Annotated in this window: 16 protein-coding genes and 1 pseudogene; 10 read left to right on the top strand and 7 right to left on the bottom strand. The window is 62.6% G+C overall.

The window, feature by feature from the left end; all coding sequences use genetic code 11:
- Positions 1–97 precede the first annotated feature (97 nt).
- Entirely contained in the window at positions 98–1666 is a 1569-nt protein-coding gene (locus AB7245_RS30135) for a winged helix-turn-helix domain-containing tetratricopeptide repeat protein (protein ID WP_439035229.1), read from the top strand.
- Positions 1667–1755: 89 nt separating this feature from the next.
- Here AB7245_RS30135 and AB7245_RS30130 read toward each other — a convergent pair whose 3' ends face one another.
- Positions 1756–2172 (bottom strand): CHRD domain-containing protein, encoded by a 417-nt coding sequence (locus tag AB7245_RS30130; RefSeq protein ID WP_014493929.1) that lies wholly within the window; start codon positions 2170–2172, stop codon positions 1756–1758.
- A 153-nt stretch (positions 2173–2325) separates the two neighbouring features.
- On the opposite strand from AB7245_RS30130, the gene AB7245_RS30125 reads away from it, so the two are divergent.
- Positions 2326–3255, top strand: a complete 930-nt coding sequence (locus tag AB7245_RS30125; RefSeq protein WP_439035228.1) for a c-type cytochrome — start codon at positions 2326–2328, stop codon at positions 3253–3255.
- 1 nt (position 3256) lies between these two features.
- Here AB7245_RS30125 and AB7245_RS30120 read toward each other — a convergent pair whose 3' ends face one another.
- From AB7245_RS30120 to AB7245_RS30110, 3 genes are all read right to left on the bottom strand, one after another.
- Positions 3257–5041, bottom strand: a complete 1785-nt coding sequence (locus AB7245_RS30120; protein ID WP_354124032.1) for an alpha/beta hydrolase — start codon at positions 5039–5041, stop codon at positions 3257–3259.
- Positions 5038–6144 (bottom strand): KPN_02809 family neutral zinc metallopeptidase, encoded by a 1107-nt coding sequence (gene ypfJ / locus AB7245_RS30115; protein WP_439035227.1) that lies wholly within the window; start codon positions 6142–6144, stop codon positions 5038–5040. The genes AB7245_RS30120 and ypfJ overlap by 4 nt, the downstream gene beginning before the upstream one ends.
- 306 nt (positions 6145–6450) lie before the next feature.
- Positions 6451–6696, bottom strand: coding sequence for an Lrp/AsnC ligand binding domain-containing protein (locus tag AB7245_RS30110; RefSeq protein ID WP_014493934.1), 246 nt, complete (start codon positions 6694–6696; stop codon positions 6451–6453).
- 128 nt (positions 6697–6824) lie between these two features.
- Between AB7245_RS30110 and thiD the strand changes: the two genes are divergently transcribed.
- The 4 genes from thiD (at position 6825) to AB7245_RS30090 (ending at position 10754) form a co-directional block, all read left to right on the top strand.
- Positions 6825–7625 (top strand): bifunctional hydroxymethylpyrimidine kinase/phosphomethylpyrimidine kinase, encoded by an 801-nt coding sequence (gene thiD, locus AB7245_RS30105; protein WP_439035226.1) that lies wholly within the window; start codon positions 6825–6827, stop codon positions 7623–7625.
- Positions 7626–7850: 225 nt separating this feature from the next.
- Positions 7851–8663: a UDP-2,3-diacylglucosamine diphosphatase gene (locus AB7245_RS30100; protein WP_028159777.1), complete on the top strand. Its 813-nt coding sequence runs from the start codon at positions 7851–7853 to the stop codon at positions 8661–8663.
- A complete protein-coding gene (locus AB7245_RS30095) occupies positions 8663–9706 on the top strand; it encodes a glycosyltransferase family 4 protein (RefSeq protein WP_063982221.1) in 1044 nt (347 codons plus the stop codon). Before AB7245_RS30100 ends, AB7245_RS30095 begins: the two co-directional genes overlap by 1 nt.
- 64 nt (positions 9707–9770) lie before the next feature.
- Positions 9771–10754 (top strand): threonine/serine dehydratase, encoded by a 984-nt coding sequence (locus AB7245_RS30090; RefSeq protein WP_439035225.1) that lies wholly within the window; start codon positions 9771–9773, stop codon positions 10752–10754.
- 73 nt (positions 10755–10827) lie between these two features.
- Here the strand turns inward: AB7245_RS30090 and AB7245_RS30085 are convergent, their stop codons facing one another.
- Entirely contained in the window at positions 10828–12600 is a 1773-nt protein-coding gene (locus AB7245_RS30085) for a caspase family protein (protein WP_439035224.1), read from the bottom strand.
- Positions 12601–12805: 205 nt separating this feature from the next.
- On the opposite strand from AB7245_RS30085, the gene AB7245_RS30080 reads away from it, so the two are divergent.
- Positions 12806–13021: an RbsD/FucU domain-containing protein gene (locus AB7245_RS30080; RefSeq protein ID WP_371497739.1), complete on the top strand. Its 216-nt coding sequence runs from the start codon at positions 12806–12808 to the stop codon at positions 13019–13021.
- 95 nt (positions 13022–13116) lie between these two features.
- Here AB7245_RS30080 and AB7245_RS30075 read toward each other — a convergent pair whose 3' ends face one another.
- A complete protein-coding gene (locus tag AB7245_RS30075; protein ID WP_439035223.1) occupies positions 13117–14799 on the bottom strand; it encodes a Na/Pi cotransporter family protein in 1683 nt (560 codons plus the stop codon).
- A 121-nt stretch (positions 14800–14920) separates the two neighbouring features.
- Complete coding sequence (locus AB7245_RS30070) at positions 14921–15304, bottom strand: VOC family protein (RefSeq protein ID WP_063986236.1); 384 nt, start codon at positions 15302–15304, stop codon at positions 14921–14923.
- A 147-nt stretch (positions 15305–15451) separates the two neighbouring features.
- Between AB7245_RS30070 and AB7245_RS30065 the strand changes: the two genes are divergently transcribed.
- The 3 genes and pseudogenes from AB7245_RS30065 to AB7245_RS30055 all read left to right on the top strand — a co-directional run bounded on the left by AB7245_RS30065 (position 15452) and on the right by AB7245_RS30055 (position 16700).
- Positions 15452–15811, top strand: a complete 360-nt coding sequence (locus AB7245_RS30065) for a hypothetical protein (RefSeq protein WP_063982225.1) — start codon at positions 15452–15454, stop codon at positions 15809–15811.
- A gap of 138 nt (positions 15812–15949) precedes the next feature.
- On the top strand, positions 15950–16216 hold the full coding sequence (locus tag AB7245_RS30060) for an SDR family NAD(P)-dependent oxidoreductase (RefSeq protein ID WP_283843394.1): 267 nt from the start codon (positions 15950–15952) through the stop codon (positions 16214–16216).
- 71 nt (positions 16217–16287) lie between these two features.
- Positions 16288–16700 (top strand): annotated as a pseudogene (locus AB7245_RS30055) (SDR family NAD(P)-dependent oxidoreductase).
- The last annotated feature ends 161 nt before the right edge of the window (positions 16701–16861 follow it).

The raw sequence follows: 16861 nt of genomic DNA, 5'->3' as shown, positions 1-16861 counted from the left end.
TTACATTTTTCCTACCGGCAGCTTATTCTTGCGACGTCCAGCGGGCCAAAAAGCCCACCCCGGTCGCCCCGGAGGGCTCACCCAAGGGATTCGCACCGTGCGCTATCTCTTTGAGGAGTATGCATTCGACGCCGGTCGGCGAGAGCTGCATCGCGGAGCGGATCGGATCTCAGTTACGCCACTGGTGTTCGATCTCCTCGATTACCTGATCCGCAACAGGGAGCGCGTCGTAGGCAAGGATGAACTCATCGATGCCATTTGGCAGGGGCGCTGCGTGTCCGATGCCGCGCTGACGACCCGCCTCAACAGTGCGCGATGCGCGATCGGGGATTCTGGCGAAGAGCAGCGGCTGATAAGAACACTGCCACGCAGGGGCTTCCGCTTCGTGGGTCAGGTCCGGGAAACGCTTGCCGCCGAGGGCGCAGCGGCCGCCGACGGCGGAGCCGAGACGCCGAAACCTGCGCTCTCGCTCCCCGACAAACCCTCGATCGCGGTCCTTCCATTCGCCAACCTGTGCCCGGATCCGGAGCAGGACTATTTTGCCGACGGTATGGTCGAGGACATCATTTCGGGACTGTCGCGTTCGAAGTCTCTTTTCGTCATCGCGCGACATTCGACTCTGGCCTACAAGGGCAGGGCGATCGACGTCAAACAGATCGGTCAGGAGCTGGGCGTTCGCTACGTGCTCGAAGGCAGTGTGCGCAAGGCCGGCAATCGAGTCCGAATTGCCGGTCAGTTGATCGACGCGACGACCGGCCTGAATCTCTGGACGGACCGGTTTGACAGTGAGATCGAAGATCTTTTCGACCTGCAGGATCGGCTGACGAGCAGCGTCATCGGCGCAATCTCCCCGCGACTGGAGCGCGCCGAAATCGAGCGCGCCCAACGCCAGCCGACCGACAACCTTCAGGCTTACGACTATTATCTTCGGGCATTTGCCTCCTTCTTCAAATTCACCGAGGAAGCAAGCATCGAGGCTATCGAGCTCGCAAAAACTGCCCGCGAGATCGATCCCGAATTCGCGCGTGCATACGCGCTCGGCGCCCGTTGCTATGTCCTGAGGAATGTTTTCGACTGGATCACTGATGAAGCCCATGAACACAGTGAAGCCGCGCGGCTGGCGAGGCGGGCGGTCGAGCTTGACCCGAACGATCCGTCGGTGCTTGCGATGGCCGGACACGCGCTCTCCCAGGTGGCAGGCGAGGTCGAGGAAGGCGATGCTCTTCTCGTGCGCGCGATAAAGCTGGACCCAAACCTCGTCATCGCACGACATTGGAACGGTTGGAGCCAACTCTGGCTTGGTCGTGGTGACGCCGCAATCGAGCAGTTCAACACCGCATTGCGTTTGAACCCGCTTCATCCGCATGGGGGCGCCAATGCCCAGACGGGCTTGGCTTACGCTCATTTTCTTGCTGACCGTCATGATGACGCCTTGGCTTGCGCGGCAGCCGCCATCAGGCTGATACCGATCTTTCCGCCTGCGCAATTCATTCTGGCGGCATGCCATGCGGCGTCAGACCGGGTTGGGGAAGCCCGGCGGATTTGCGACCGTGCGATGCAACTATGTCCCAATAAGCGTATCGATGCCTACACACGGCGATACCGCCGACGGGAAGATGCCGAAAAGCTGACGCAAGCGCTCCGGGTTGCCGGCATGCCGGAATGAGCGTGCGCGGCCGCCTCGCGGCGTGCGGAATCGAAAAGGCCGGACGCTCCCTCCGGCGCCCGGCCTTCGCGTACGAAGCAGCCTTGAGGTTACTTCGTCACCTGGCCGCGGATCTCGCCGCCCGGATTGGCCGCGGTGTGGATGTTGACGTAGAGCTTGCCGGCGAGCAGGTCAGCGGCCTGCGCATCGGTCAGCGTCGCCGAGCCCTCGACCGGGCTGGAGGTCGCATTCGGGATCGCGACCGCGACGCCGGCGTTCTTGCCGGCCTCGGCCGGCCCGTGGAAGTGGGCGGCTGTTGCCGGGCCGGACAGACCGGAATAGGTGACCTTCCAGGACAGCTTCTTGCTGGCGGCATCATAGTCCAGATCGGCGGTTCCGGTGCCGCTGGTGGTGGTTGCTGGCACCTCGGACTTGCCGTCGAGCGTTGCTTTCAGCTTTTCGGCGCCGGCGGGGGCTGCAAAAGCTGCGGCGCCCAGCGCGACCATGGCGATGACGGTCTTGTTCATGACATTCTCCCTGAGACCTCGTTGGCCTGCCAACCTTCCAACATTGGCCGTTTCAGTTTATTCCCGTATCCGGCCGGGGCGGGCTAAATTCTTCGTGGCTGGAGCCGCGTGGACATCGGTCATAAGTTCGCGGCAAGCAATGAATGGATCTGCATGTTGCAACGAACAATTGTCGTGGCGCTGCTTGCCGCGGTCGCTGCTGTGGGCGTCTATTGGTGGCTCAGCGCGCCGGTGGTGGCGGCCGGTGCCGCCGCAGCGCCTACCCATGTCCCCAATCTCGCCAATGGCGAGGTGATGTTCAACGCCGGCGGATGCACGTCCTGCCATGCCGTCCCCGACCAGCCCGATCGCACCAGGCTCGGCGGCGGCGTCGCGATCAAGTCGCCGTTCGGAACGTTCTACGCGCCGAACATCTCCTCCGATCCGACCTACGGCATCGGCAAATGGACCGACGCCGATTTCGTCAACGCGGTCATGCACGGGGTCTCGCCGGACGGACAGCATTATTTTCCGGCGTTTCCCTACACGTCCTATCAGCGCGCCAGGCGCGAGGATGTGCTCGACCTCTTCGCCTATCTGAAAACGCTGCCGCCCGTTGCAGGCAAGGTGCGTGACCACGACGTGCGCTTTCCGTTCGACATCCGGCGTAACATCGGGATCTGGAAATTCTTGTTTATGGACGGAAAGCCCTTCGTCGCCGACGGCACGAAGTCGCCGCAATGGAATCGCGGCGCCTATCTCGTCAACAGTTTCGGCCATTGCGCCGAATGCCACAGCCCGCGCAATGCGCTTGGCGGCATTATCTCCGGAGAACGCTTTGCCGGCGGCCCCAATCCGGAAGGCGAGGGCTGGGTGCCCAACATCACACAGAAGCGTCTCGGCGAGTGGAGCGCGAAGGATATTGCCTATTTCCTCAAGACCGGCGAATTGCCCGACGGCGACAGTGTCGGCAGCGCGATGACGCGCGTGATCAAGAACACCTCGCAATTGCCGGACGAGGATCTCGCGGCGATGGCGGATTACATCAAATCGCTGCCGCCGGTGGACGGGCCGCCGCGGCCGAAACGCAAGGAAGGCAGCTAGTCTAGGGTATGTAGCGGAAGTATGCGGCTTTTTGGGGAGGCTCAGGGAAGCCCCGGATTTCAACTAGCCGTGGTGGAGGCTTGCCTTCCATAAGTAGTATCGCAAGATCGTTAAGCACATTTCGTGTTGTGGCGAACGTGTTATGATTTAGTCCGAACAGTTCATCTCCAATTAGACTGACATCAATCGTCCAAAGTCCAGGCAAAACAACTGGCCCGGCATCAGGTACATCTCCTGCGCGCGGGATACCCCCGGCAATACGCTTCGATAGCTGCAAGGCCTTGTCGTTCTTGGATGCGTAAAGTGTAAGCCCCTTAGTGACCTTTGCAACGCCGGAGATGTCTTGAACAAACATGTCTCGGTCCACATCGGGGGCGACCATAATCAACTGCGCGATAGCCGTGGGTGATCGTGTCGCGGCGCTATTTGATAGGGCCTCAACTGCGATCAAGTTCCCCATACTGTGAGCTATCACATCGATGTTGTCATATCCGGCTTTGTAAAGATCGTCGATCACGCGAAGAAAGGCCGTGCGCGAAGCCAACGCGCTTTCTTTGTCATAGAGATAGTCCGCGATATCCCCGCGAGACGGCCATGAGAATAAGATTGTGGTGCCTCTGAACTGAAGATCCCAAGTTATCTGCGCTGCCCGGAAGACGGCGTCGCGGAATTTGGTATTGAAGCCATGGACAAACACGAGAGCCTTTCTCTTCTTCGTTGACGCTAGCGTTTTTATCCATTTCGCTTCGTCTGTTTTCTCGATGCTGCGAATAGTAAAATGCTTCGTTGGGTCAAGTGTGTCTCTTCTCAACTTAAATCCGAAGAGCTTAAGGCTCGAGGGCAATTCTATGTTTCCGATGTGGTGTCCTTCAGGCACCCGGACGCGAACGATCCCGACACTCAGATCAGGGTTGCGCTCGCCTGTGTAGCCGCTGACAGCAGTCCAGCCGTTTAAGCTGTAGACAGGAGGTCCATCGCTTGTGAATGCGGGCTGGGGATGGCCTTCGACATCGGGGGGAGTGTCCGACTGTTTGCGGTTCGTTGCATAGAAAAACTCAACGATACGTGTGTCGATTTTGGAGTCTTGCGCTGCGTTTTCTAAGGATTTGTCCGTATCGTTAGCCCCACTCGCTGTACTTTGATTCCCTTTCTGAATTGCACCGCCTTGGATATCCGGGTCTATTTTAGTGCCGCCGGGTTTAATCGTTGGCTTGATCGGGGCTACTATCACATCAAAAGGCGCGCGCCATGGCTCATCATCTGCCAGCGTGATGGGCCTAAACCTCTCGATAGAAATCCGTTGAATTGAGTTGGGATCAGTGAGGAACTTCCAGTAACTCTCGTACTGTGTGTTCTGAATCAAAAAAGTCACGCTATTTGGTTCGCGCTCGCGCTCCGATGCCGATAGGCAGCCTCGTAGCCGGTCCGAAAAGCGAGCGTATCTCCCAACGAAATTTTTGGCAGCTTCCGGCTGAACAATTTCCGGCATTCGCTCTGGGGCCTTCCGCGAAAACGCTTCGCAAATCTGAAGGACGTCTCGCTCGGCGACGATCGGTTGCGCGTAGCTGCTCCCGAAGCCCGTTGCGAAAGCAATTGACCAAACAGCCAAGTATTTTAACCAATGCTGGGGCACGGCACTCCCCTCAAAATGAAAATGCAAGAGACCGAGCAGGCGTTCGTCGCGGAGTTTCTCTTCGTCCAGTGGGGGCTCCCGAGCGGCCCCGCTCGGTAGTATGCAGTCGTCGTCGGACTTCGGCTGTTGAGAGTTGGGAAGGTCGGGCCTCATTGCCGCGCTCCAGCAAAGGTATTGCAGCTCTTCACCAATCCAGTTGCGTAACCGACATCGAACCAATGATGGCGCTGCGCGGCGCTGCCATGAGTGAACGAGTCAGGCACTACGTACCCCAAGGCACTTTTCTGCATGGTGTCATTGCCCAGTGCTTCTGTCGTTCGAATTGCCGCTGCTATGTCGCTCGCGTTGATCTTCGCTTTCTCTTTAATTTTACGCGCCCAAATGCCGGCGAGACAATCGGCCTGCAACTCGAGAAGAACTTGTAACCGGTTTCTCTCCGCCTCCGTTTCCATGCTCTCTTGGAGCTGGCGCACTTTTGGCATAATTCCCAGCAAGTTCTGAACGTGATGTCCGATTTCGTGGGCTATCACATAGGCCTGAGGAAGTTGACAGTCAGCGCCGCTCGAATCGCAGGCGTGAAGTTCAGTCTGCATCTCTTGGAAGAACGAAAGGTCGAGGTAGACTTTCTGATCATCAGGACAATAAAATGGTCCCATGATTTTCTCGGCTAATCCGCAGGCTGCGTAGGTGGCGCTTGTGTACAGGACGAGACGGGGTGGCCGATAAGTTAGGCGATCGGATGCGAAGATTGCCTGCCAGACCTCCTCCGTGCTGCCCAGAACTCGCGAAACGAAGAGATACATTTTGTCGCGCGGTGCACCGGTCTGGTCGCCCGACTTCGCTGGAAGCTCAGCATAAAGCCACTCGGCTTGCGCGTCATCGCGACTCGTTGTTGCCGTGAATCCTTCACCGAATAGGCGAGCCCGCATGAAGCTGCCAACCTCGATCTGTTCAGTTTGAGCCACGCCATGACGTTGGTGCGGCCGGACGGTTATTGGCTCCTGATAGCCGACCGTCATTTCCGTCGGGGGATTAAAGACAACTGAACCCGGACCAATCTTGTCGACTTGGTTACGGAGGATGGCAGCGGGGTCTATCGCTGCTGGGCGAACCGCCCAGGCTAAGCCGCCTGTGCAAAGCGCCCAGACAGCCACTGCTATCGAAACAAGCGGTCCTTTGGGCATTGCCGGCCCCCGGCGCTCACGATCCGTGCGAAAAGAGCATTCCAGGGTTGTATGTTCAATGAAATATTTCACACTTTGCGCGCGGCATAGGTGCAAGCGATCGGGCCGCCGAATTGTTCCTCCGCGGACCTAAGCGCGTGGGCTACGATGCAAAGGCCCCAACCACTTGGAGACTATCCGTTTTTTGACCGGACATTGGCGCGATGTCGACGCGGCCGTCATCGATGAAGCGCGTTGGGCCTTGCCAGTGCGAGAGGGTGTCGAGCGCTGGATGATGTGCGCGATGGTTAAAATCCGAAGAACTCACTTTGAGTACAATTGGTCCGCTGCGCTGTCTCGGAAGCGTACTTCCCATCCGGCCCTCTGTGAGTGCACACCCTAGCTCGCGCCAAACGCCTTGAAGGTGATGATAGTCAGGGTGTCCTGGATGCCCGGCAGCACCTGCACCTTCTCGTTGATGAAGTGGCCGATGTCGGTGTCCTTATCGACGTAGAACTTTACCAGCAAATCGTAATGGCCGGCCGTGGAGTAGATCTCGGAGGCGATCTCGGCTTCGGCAAGCGCGTTGGCGACCGTGTAAGACTGGCCGAGCTTGCATTTGATCTGGACGAAAAAAGGAACCATTGCAGTCACTCCGAAGCTTATCTGGCGGCTAATAGGCCAAAATCGGCCGGATTTAGCAAGCGAACTTGCGGGCCACCGGGGTGCGCGCTAGGACGGGCGATGGTCTCAAAAACGCGGAAAATCGCCCCATGACGACGCCCGTGGCGCTCACCATCGCCGGCTCCGATTCGAGCGGCGGCGCCGGCATCCAGGCCGACCTGAAGACCTTTGCCGCGTTCGGCGTCTATGGCGCCTCCGCCATCACGGCGCTGACGGCGCAGAACACAAAAGGCGTCACCGGCATCCACGCGGTGCCCGCCGACTTCGTCACCGCGCAGATCGATGCCGTGTTTTCCGATCTCGAGGTCGGCGCGGTGAAGATCGGCATGGTGGCGCAGGCCGCCAGCATCGATGCGATCGCGGGCGCGCTGTCGCGCTGGAAGCCCGAGCATATCGTGCTCGATCCCGTGATGGTCGCAACCTCGGGCGATCGCCTGCTCGCCGCGGAGGCGGTGGAAGCCCTGCGCAAAAAACTGATGCCGCTGGCGTCGGTGATCACGCCTAATCTGCCGGAGGCCGCGGCTCTGCTCGACGAGCCCGTCGCGACACGCGAGGCCGAGATCGAGAGCCAGGGGCGCCGGCTGCTGGCGCTGGGCTGCCGTGCGGTCCTGATCAAGGGCGGGCACGGCGAGGGCGCCGAAAGCATCGACTATCTCGTCGAGGCCGAGAACACGATCGCGCTTGTGGCGCCGCGCGTCGCCACCCGCAACACCCACGGCACGGGGTGCTCGCTGTCCTCGGCCGTCGCGGCGGGGCTTGCTAGGGGCGAGGATCTCGCGCGGGCCGTGCGGAACGCCAAGGCCTGGATCAGCGCAGCGATCGCGGCCGCCGACCGCTTCAGCGTCGGCCACGGCCACGGGCCGATCCATCATTTCCACAAATTTTACTGATCGGGGCCGCGAGCGCACCGCCAGCGGCGCGCGGGACCGCCGCCGTTAACCTGTTCAGCCATCGGTTCCGGGGTCTTGCGGAGGCCGTTGCGGCGTCATGTCGCCTGATTGTCGCATGCGACTGATATTCGCGGGACGGGCGAGGCGAGGTTTGATTCGTATCCGAGGGTGCCTCAAAGGTTCATTGGTCATCCCCTGTCACGGGATATTGTTACAGGCTGTCGCATGGGAAGTTACGATGTGAGTGACGAGAGCCCTGAAAGGCGCTTTCGCACGTTGTTCATCTCCGACGTTCATCTCGGAGCCCGCGGTTCTCAAGCCGACCTTCTGCTCGACTTCCTTCGCTACCACGATGCCGATACGATCTATCTCGTCGGCGATATCGTCGACGGCTGGGCGCTGAAATCGAGCTGGCACTGGCCGCAGTCGCATAACGACCTGGTCCAGAAGCTGCTGCGCAAGGCGCGGAAGGGCGCCAAGGTCATCTACATTCCCGGCAATCACGACGAATTCCTGCGCAACTATTACGGCACGCATTTCGGCGGCATCGACGTCGTCGAGAACACCGTCCACACCGGCGTGGACGGCAAGCGCTACCTCGTCATCCACGGCGACATCTTCGATCTCGTGGTGCAGAACGCGCGCTGGCTCGCCCATCTCGGCGACAAGGCCTACGACTTCGCGATACAGATGAATCGCTTCGTCAACTTCTTCCGGCGCATGTTCAAGGTGCCCTATTGGTCGCTGTCGCAATGGGCCAAGCAGAAGGTCAAGAACGCCGTCAACTATATCGGCGCGTTCGAGCAGGCGCTCGCCGCCGAAGCGCGGCGTCACGACGCCGACGGCGTGATCTGCGGCCACATCCACTATGCCGTGATCCGCGACGAGGCCGGCATCCGCTACATGAACTGCGGCGACTGGGTCGAGAGCTGCACGGCGCTGGTCGAGCATGACGACGGTCATTTCGAGATCATCACCTGGGCAGATCAGGCGCGGAAGCCGGCACAGGTCCCGCAGGTCGCAGCAAGGGCCGCTTGATGCGCATCCTGGTCGCGACCGACGCCTGGCACCCGCAAGTCAATGGTGTGGTTCGGACGCTGACCAAGCTCGCAGACGCCGCCAAGGGGCTCGGCGTCGAGTTCACGTTCCTGACGCCGCAATCGTTCCGCACCTTTGCGATGCCGAGCTACCGCGACGTGCGGCTCGCCATGCCGCGCCCGGCGCGAATCGCGAAGCTGATCGAAGAGGCGCGCCCCGACAGCATCCACATCGCGACGGAGGGGCCGATCGGCCTGATGGTCCGCCGCTACTGCCGCCAGCGCAAGCTGCCGTTCACGAGCAGCTTCCACACCCGCTTTCCCGAATATGTCCGCGCCCGCGTGCCGGTTCCGGAATCCCTGATCTGGCGGGCGCTGCGCCGATTTCACGCGCCCAGCCGCGCCGTGATGGCGGCGACGCCTGCGCTCGCCCGCGAGCTTGGTGAACGTGGCTTCGACAACGTCGTGCTGTGGCCGCGCGGCGTCGACACCAGCCTGTTCCACCCCCGTGGGATCGACCTCTGCCTGCCGGCGCCAGTGTTTCTCTCGGTCGGCCGGATCGCGGTGGAGAAGAATCTCGAGGCGTTTCTCGATCTCGATCTGCCCGGCACCAAGGTGATCGTCGGCGACGGCCCGGCGCGGGTCGCGCTGGAAGAAGCCTATCCGGATGCGATCTTCCTGGGCGAGAAGCACGGCGAGGCGCTGGCGGCAATCTATGCTGCGGCCGACGTGTTCGTGTTCCCCAGCAAGACCGACACGTTCGGCCTGGTCCTGCTGGAAGCGCTCGCCAGCGGCCTGCCGGTCGCGGCCTTCCCGGTGAAGGGCCCTCGCGACGTGATCGGCGATGCACCGGTCGGCGCCCTCGATCATGATCTGCGCAACGCCTGCTTCGCGGCGCTCGACGTCTCCCGGCAGGACTGCGTCGAATTCGCCGCCAATTACACCTGGGAGGCCTCGGCGAGGGCGTTTGTGGACAGCATCAAGGCGGTTGGCGCGGTGCTTCCTGGCAGGAATGGGGCGGAGCCGGTTAGTTTCGTAGCCTGAAAACCAAGGTTCATCGCGCGCAGGTGTCTTGCCCCGCGCCTCGTCCGGCGCGATAACATCAGGCATGACCGAACATCTCCTCCCAATCGGCCCTGCCGATATCGAAGCAGCAGCACGCGTGATCGCGCCCTTCGCCATCCGCACCCCGCTGTTGTCCTTTCCCGTGCTCAACGAGCGCGTCGGCGCAAAGGTCTTCCTGAAGCCGGAGATGCTCCAGCGCACCGGCTCCTTCAAGTTCCGCGGCGCTTTCAACAAGGTCGCCTCGATCCCGCAGGACAAGCGCGCCGGCGGTGTCGTCGCGTTCTCGTCCGGCAACCACGCCCAGGGCGTCGCGGCGGCTGCCAAGATCCTCGACATGCACGCGACCATCGTGATGCCCGCGGATGCGCCGCTGTCGAAGCGCGAGCGCACCAAATCCTACGGCGCTGAGGTCGTGCTGTACGATCGCGACCGCGACGACCGCGAGGCGATCTCGCGCGGCATCGCCGAGAAGCGCGGCGCGACGCTGGTCAGGCCCTATGACGATCCGTTCGTGATCGCGGGGCAGGGCACCGCAGGTCGTGAGATCGCGGAGGACATGGCTGCGCTCGGCCTCAGCCCCGACATCGTGGTGGCGCCGGCCTCCGGCGGCGGCCTGATCGCGGGTGTCGCCACTGCAGTGAAGGCGCGCTATCCGCTCGCCGAGATCGTGGTGGCCGAGCCCGAGGCGTTCGACGATCACGGCATTTCGCTGACCGCCGGCCACCGCGAGCCGCATGGGCCTGCGGGCCGCACCATCTGCGATGCGCTGATGGCCCTGATCCCCGGCGAGATGACCTTTGCGATCAACAGCAAGCTCTTGGCGCGCGGCGTGACTGCGTCGGACAAGGAAGTCGGTGCGGCCGTGGCCTTTGCCTATCGCGAGCTGAAGCTGGTGGTCGAGCCGGGCGGTGCCGTCGGTCTTGCCGCGCTGCTTGCCGGCCGCCTCGACGTCGCCGGGAAGAACGTCGTCATCGTGCTCTCCGGCGGCAATGTCGATGCGGATCTGTTTGCCGAGCTGGTTGCTTAGGTTTCGGACCTTCTAACATGAGGAAGGGGCAGAGCGTCGCCGCTCTGCCCCTTTGTCGTTTCGCTTGTGGCGATCAGCGCATGATGCCGCGGTGATTGTTGCCGCCGCCCATCGAGGGCGCCTGGTTCATCGACTGCCGGAAGTTGTTGCCGCCGTTGTTGACCACACGGTTGGCCGCATTGAACTGCGGGCGGTTGTTCTGCTGGTTGTTCTGGACCTGCACCTTGTTCACCGGATTGTTGTTGAGCTTCACGCCGTTGTTGACGCGGATCGGGTTGTTCTGCGCCTGAACGACCGGCTTCGTATCGACGGTCGTGCCACCCTTGCCGACATTCACCGGCATGCTGACGATCTTGCCAGGAGTGCCGTTGGTCGTGCCGTTGGCAGTGCCGGTATTGTTGCTGCGGCCGTTCTGCGTTGTGTTGGTCGCGGGCAGGGTGACGATCTTGCCCGGGGTCTGCGACGGCGTGCCGTTCGGCTGGTTCGGCTGATTGTTGCCGGCCGGCAGGTTGACGATCTGGCCGCCATTGCCGAGCTTGCCGATGACGTTGCTGTCGATCGGCTTCTGCACGACCGGCAGATTGCCATTCATCTGCCCACCGCCATTGCCCTGCTGCATCAGCGGCATGTATTTGGGCTGGCCGAGATTGCCGACCTTGAACGTCGGAGCAATGTTTTGCGGCGCCAGGAACTTGGTCGCCTGCATCAGGGGGATCAGCTTCGGCTGGGTCTGGAGCTTCAGCGCGGATTGCGCATAGGGGCTGTTGCCGTAGCTGTCGTAGAAGCTCTTGTAGCCGAGCGGGGAGTTCGCGAGCACCGCCTTGTGCCAGGCCTGCGTGATCAGCAGGTTCGAGAGCAGCCAGCGGATGTGGTCGCATAGCGGGTCATGCGGGTACATCTGGATGAACTCCTGATAGTACTCCGGCCGTCCCTCGGACACGACGTAGTCATAGGCCTGGCGCGTCGAACGGCTCGGCAGGTTGGCGGCCACCTGCACGACAGGCGCATTCACCGGCGCGCGGTTGGCGGCGACAGCGGTGTCGCCGAAGAAGGTGAAGTCCGAGGTCAGCGACGAGCTTTCCCACGGGATCTGCGCGCCGCTGGTGGTCTGGTTCACTTCGAGGCGCACGCGCTTGAACAGCTGCTCGATCGGCACGTTGGGTTCGCGCGCGACGTTGAGGAAGGCCTGGGTATAGGGGCTGTGGCCGTTGGTGCCGTCCTGTGCTTCCGCACCCGGCGCGGTCGAGTAGCCGACGATCGAGCCGTTCGGCGCATCGACGATGGCGAGGCCGCGGCCGGCGTCGTTGACATCAGGGAACGGATTGTTGCGGCAGGCATCGAGGATGACGATGCGCATGCGGCTCGGGATCGTCTCCAGCGTCGACATCACGTCGACGAGGCGCACCGAGTTGCTCACGAGCTCGGTGGGGTTCGAAACTTTCGCATCGACGGGGACGAGATAGTTCTCGCCGGCGAGCTGCACGCCGTGACCGGCGTAGTAGACCATGGCGACAGTGTTCGGACCCCGCGCGGAAACCTTGGCGGAAAAGTCCTGGACGACGCGGAGCATGTCGTTCTGGGTCAGGTCGGTCGCGGCAACCACCTCGAAGCCGGCGGAGTTCAGGAACTGCGCCATCGACTGCGCGTCATTGTCGGGGTTTTGGAGCTGCGGCGCGTTCTTGTAGTTGGAATTGCCGATCACCAGCGCGAGCCGCTGCTCCGGCCCTTGCAGCGCGGCGGGGGCAGGCTGGACCGGGGCGACTTGCGCGGAAGCAGGGCCGCAGGCGAAGCCGAACAGGCTTCCCACGAGGCCAGCCGTCATCAGGAAAGGCTTTAGGCGGGACATGGCGTGCTCCTCTGGCACTCATCTCGATGCGAGATTGGTTGCGAGGAAGCCTGGTCGCGTTCGAGCCCTTGGTCCGTGATCGCAATCACCATGATGAGCTGCGTGATCTGAATCACGCTTGGAACCTGCTATGGTGAACGGCCGATGACCGGCCGCGCCGGTTCGGCCCGCGAAAGACCCGCTCTACGATTTCGATCCCGATCCGGTGCGCGTGATGGCGCCGGTCGACGATCCCGATTGCGTCCCCGACGTGCAGCGCGCGGTGCTGGCGGAGATCGAACGCGCGGCCGGCGGCGCCGTCAGCCCCGGCAAGCTCTCGCGCTCGGAATTCTATCGCGCGGCGTCGGCGGGGTTCGGTGTCGTGCAGGTCGGCGACAGCAGGGGCTATGGCTGCTTCCTGATCCGCAAGGGCGTGATCTAGAGCCCCTTCCGATGGGATCGGAACGGGGCTCCAGATTCTTGTTTGACGCGTTTTCTTGACGCGAACCGGTATCCACTTCTTCGCTTGAAAACGCGCTAGCCGCGACCGATGAGATGGATCGCCGAACGCCAGGCGTGCTGCGACAACGCCTCGAGGTTGCGAACCGCCTCGACGCGAAGGAGGGCAGAGTCTGCGGTCAGTGTTCCATTGGCCACCGCACCAAGCGTCGCGCTGCGGTGGATGCGCAGCATTTCACGGAGTTGTGTCGTACAACGCTCGAACTCGGCGATGGCCTCGTCGGGCGGGTCGGCGCGGGGACCAGCCAAGATGTCGCCGGCATGCGAGGCGGGCGCGAAGTGCGTCGATCCGCGGGGCGGCGCCGCGACGCCGCGCGCAATCGCGGCGGCGCTCCGCATGACCTCGGCACATAGCTCTCCGGCGCGGATGTCCTCCGGCCCGCCTGCCACCGAGCCGAAATTGTTTCCTCCACTTGCGAGGTCCGTCAGTCGAGATGCGTGGTCGAGTGCGTGCAGCGTGCTCGTGAGACGCCGTTGCTCGTCGTCGGTGTCGGGTGGCCCGGCCACATCCGACAGGAATATTTGCGCCTGGCTCACGGCATCGGCCGCTTCCTGCACGGAGACGGTGTCCTTTCCCAGCCGTATCGGTGCAGCGCGGGCCGCCAGTTTCGCCTCGACCGAACCGCACACCGTCAGGAGCACGCGCGCGATCGTGCGCCGTACCGCCTCGACGGCCACGATCGGGGTCTCAAGCGCCGAAGGATCGAGACATCGCGTCAGCGGCGAGCCGCGCTCGGGCAGGATCCGTTCGACCAGCCGCGTAAACGGGTTGGTCAGCGGGAGCAGGACCGCGACGCCGACGACGTTGAAGGCTGTGTGGTACCCGGCCAGCAGCGTGACGCCGTCGATCGTGTCCGAGGCGCGCAGCAGCAAGGGCGTTACGACGGGAAAAGCTACCAGCGCGATGAGCGCGGCGATCAGCTTGAAAAGAACGTAAGCGATGGCCAACCGCTTCGCGGTGGCGCTCGCGCCGATCGCGGCGAGCGCGGAACTCGTCGCCGTTCCGATGTTCTGGCCGATGATCAACGCGCAGGCCTGGTCCAACCCGATTGCGCCTGCGAAATAGCCGGACAAGGTCACTGCGATGGCGGCCGTCGACGATTGCATCAGCGCGGTCATGACCAATCCGATCACCACCAGCGCCAGCACGCCGAGCAGGCCCGACCACCATGACGTCCCGGGACTGCCGAGGACCGCGGGCAGGTCCGCCGGGTGCAAACGTTCCGCCAGCCCGGCCATGCCCTGCTGCAGGGTCGTCAGCCCGAACAGCACGAGTCCAAATCCCGCGAGCGCGGCACCGGCGCCGGAAACTCGCCCTCGGCCGAGAAGCTTGGTCAACGCGCCGACGAAGATCATCGGCAACGCCGCGGCCGTTAGCGAGACACGGACGCCGATCAGCGCGACCAGCCAGCCGGTCCCCGTGGTGCCGATATTCGCGCCGAAGACCAGGCTCAACCCTTGCTGGAACGTCAGCAGGCCGGCGCTGACAAGACCGATCGTCGTCATCGTCGTCGCGCTGGAGGACTGCACCAGCAGCGTGACGATGGCTCCCCAAAATGAGCCAAGGAGCGGCGTCGATGCCGCCTTGCCGAGCACCCCGCGCAGCGCGGAGCCGGCCAGCGTCTTCAGGCCCTCCGTCATCACGGTCATGCCGAGCAGGAAGAGACCTACCCCGCCGAGCGTCGAGATCGCCGTGGACATGCATGCTCCTCGCGACAATGCACCACGAATAGCGAAGCAGACAGTACAGCAACAAAGCCCCGATGGGTCGGATCAATCGTTACGCGATCGTCTGCCATCACCCCACTCGGGAGGGGCATCGTCAGCCGCGGGAGGTCATCAGATCGGAAGGCCAGCCGATCCGGACGAGAAGGCCGTCAGGTCCGTTGATGCCGACCTCATACATCCCCCATTCGCGGTGGCGCAGCACGCCGCCCGGCCGGATGATCAGATCGTCCACGCGTGCGGCAATGGCCTCGACGTCGGGCGTGCGAATGAAGACGCCGAAGGGATTGTGCTCGGGCACGCGCCACGGGCCATCGCCGGCTTGCGTGAGATGCACCTCGCAGCCCCACCCCCTCATGATCACGTAGCCGGCGTCACCGCCCGCGCGCGTGAAGCCAAGACGCTCCCAGAACGGTATAGCAGCGGCAAGATCGTTACTCGGAATGATGGCGAAGGCGCCGACGGGCGGGGTTTGAGGCATTCGCTCGCTCCGGAATAAGCGGTTGTCCGCGCAGCTCTCATGCTGCTTTTTCAAGCTTATCGGGAGAGCACGGTGAATCGAAGCGGCGAAAAGTCTCGCACTCGAATTTGAGTGGCCTGTCAGCTCCCGACTGTCTATGGTCGGTTCATGTCTCGCCTTATGTGTCTATCCGTTGCTGTCATCCTGTCTCTGCTGCCGGCCGTCGCGCCCGCTGAGCCCGTTCAAAAGCGTCCTAAGCAGGCTTGGCATGGCTACGGCTTCCTGCCGGGCTATCGCCAGCCGCTGAGCAACAGCATTCCGCTCTACAAGCAGAAGGAGGCGATGCGCCGCATGTCGCGGAGCGATCGTCGCCATTGGTATATCGACCCGGTTCCCCAATATTACGGCTGGGACGGCGAATGGCGCTATTTCGGCCGGCCCGGCTTCGGCGGCGGCCGCTACAATGGCGGCAGCTTCGGGCCGTGCTGGACGCGGACCCCGATCGGCGCGGTCTGGAACTGCGGGTGAGCGGCCTCACATCGATTCGCGGAACGCTTCGCGCGACAGATTTCAATCGTAACCGAATCCGGTTCGGCTGAAACCAAGCCGTCTTTCCGGTGTCCTAGCTCTTGTCCGGACCTTGCGGGTTCGGATGGAGTTATTGGCATGAATGATCGGTTCAAGGACAAAGTCGTCATCGTTACGGGCGCCGGCAGCGGCATCGGCGCCGCAGCCGCAAGGCGCTTTCACGGCGAAGGCGCCATTGTCGTGCTCAACGGACGGCGCGAGTTCAAATTGGCCGAAGTCGGTGCAGAGCTAGGCACCGATCGCTGCATGATCCGATCCGGCGACGTCTCGATCGCCGAAGACGTCGAGAGTCTGGTCGCCAACGTGGTGCAGCGCTTCGGGAGGATCGACATCCTCGTCAACTGATCGGTTTCCTGGGCTCGCCGATCCAGCTGTGGCGAGACGTCTTCGCGGTCAATGTCGACGGTGTCCTCTACATGACGCGCGCCGCGCTTCCGCACCTGATCGAAAGCGGCGGCTCGATCGTCAACGTGTCGTCTCTCAGCGGGCTTGGCGGTGACCGGGGCGTGAGCTTCTACAACGCCACGAAGGGTGCCGTCAGCAATCTTACACGCAGCCTGGCGCTCGAATTTGGCCCGAGAGGCGTGCGCATCAATGCGGTGTGCCTATCATTGACCCTCACCGACCTGACGAGGCCGATCATGGAGCAATATCCGGAATTGTTCGTGAAGCTGGTGGAACGTATCCCCTGGGGCGCGCAGCCCGGTCCGAGGAAGTCGCGAGCGTCATCGCATTTCTCGCAAGCGACGACGCCAGCTTCGTGAATGGGGTGAATCTGCCAGTCGACGGCGGCGTCGACGCATCGACCGGGCAGGCCCCCTTCGCGTAGCGCGGCTAGGTTTGCGAGACCACCCGTGCAGCAGCCTGGGTCCCGGCTCTGCGCCGCAACTGCCTACGCGTTGCGGCTTGTCCGGGACACGAGAGAGGGTGCGGTGATTCACCTTGGCCCGTCATTGCGAGCGCAGCGAAGCAATCCAGAATCTCTCCGCG

Source organism: Bradyrhizobium sp. 604_D8_N2_3 (genome assembly GCF_051810765.1).
Taxonomy (GTDB): Bacteria; Pseudomonadota; Alphaproteobacteria; order Rhizobiales; family Xanthobacteraceae; genus Bradyrhizobium; species Bradyrhizobium barranii.
Note: the sequence above shows the minus strand (reverse complement) of the source record. Positions and strands in the feature narration are given on the sequence as shown.

Coding starts and splice junctions, on each gene's coding strand:
- AB7245_RS30120 (WP_354124032.1), bottom strand. CDS start 5,041: ATGAGGCCCGACCTTCCCAACTCTCAACAGCCGAAGTCCGACGACGAC.
- AB7245_RS30110 (WP_014493934.1), bottom strand. CDS start 6,696: ATGGTTCCTTTTTTCGTCCAGATCAAATGCAAGCTCGGCCAGTCTTAC.
- AB7245_RS30130 (WP_014493929.1), bottom strand. CDS start 2,172: ATGAACAAGACCGTCATCGCCATGGTCGCGCTGGGCGCCGCAGCTTTT.
- thiD (WP_439035226.1), top strand. CDS start 6,825: ATGACGACGCCCGTGGCGCTCACCATCGCCGGCTCCGATTCGAGCGGC.
- AB7245_RS30100 (WP_028159777.1), top strand. CDS start 7,851: ATGGGAAGTTACGATGTGAGTGACGAGAGCCCTGAAAGGCGCTTTCGC.
- AB7245_RS30065 (WP_063982225.1), top strand. CDS start 15,452: ATGTCTCGCCTTATGTGTCTATCCGTTGCTGTCATCCTGTCTCTGCTG.
- AB7245_RS30070 (WP_063986236.1), bottom strand. CDS start 15,304: ATGCCTCAAACCCCGCCCGTCGGCGCCTTCGCCATCATTCCGAGTAAC.
- AB7245_RS30075 (WP_439035223.1), bottom strand. CDS start 14,799: ATGTCCACGGCGATCTCGACGCTCGGCGGGGTAGGTCTCTTCCTGCTC.
- AB7245_RS30125 (WP_439035228.1), top strand. CDS start 2,326: ATGTTGCAACGAACAATTGTCGTGGCGCTGCTTGCCGCGGTCGCTGCT.
- AB7245_RS30095 (WP_063982221.1), top strand. CDS start 8,663: ATGCGCATCCTGGTCGCGACCGACGCCTGGCACCCGCAAGTCAATGGT.
- AB7245_RS30060 (WP_283843394.1), top strand. CDS start 15,950: ATGAATGATCGGTTCAAGGACAAAGTCGTCATCGTTACGGGCGCCGGC.
- AB7245_RS30085 (WP_439035224.1), bottom strand. CDS start 12,600: ATGTCCCGCCTAAAGCCTTTCCTGATGACGGCTGGCCTCGTGGGAAGC.
- AB7245_RS30090 (WP_439035225.1), top strand. CDS start 9,771: ATGACCGAACATCTCCTCCCAATCGGCCCTGCCGATATCGAAGCAGCA.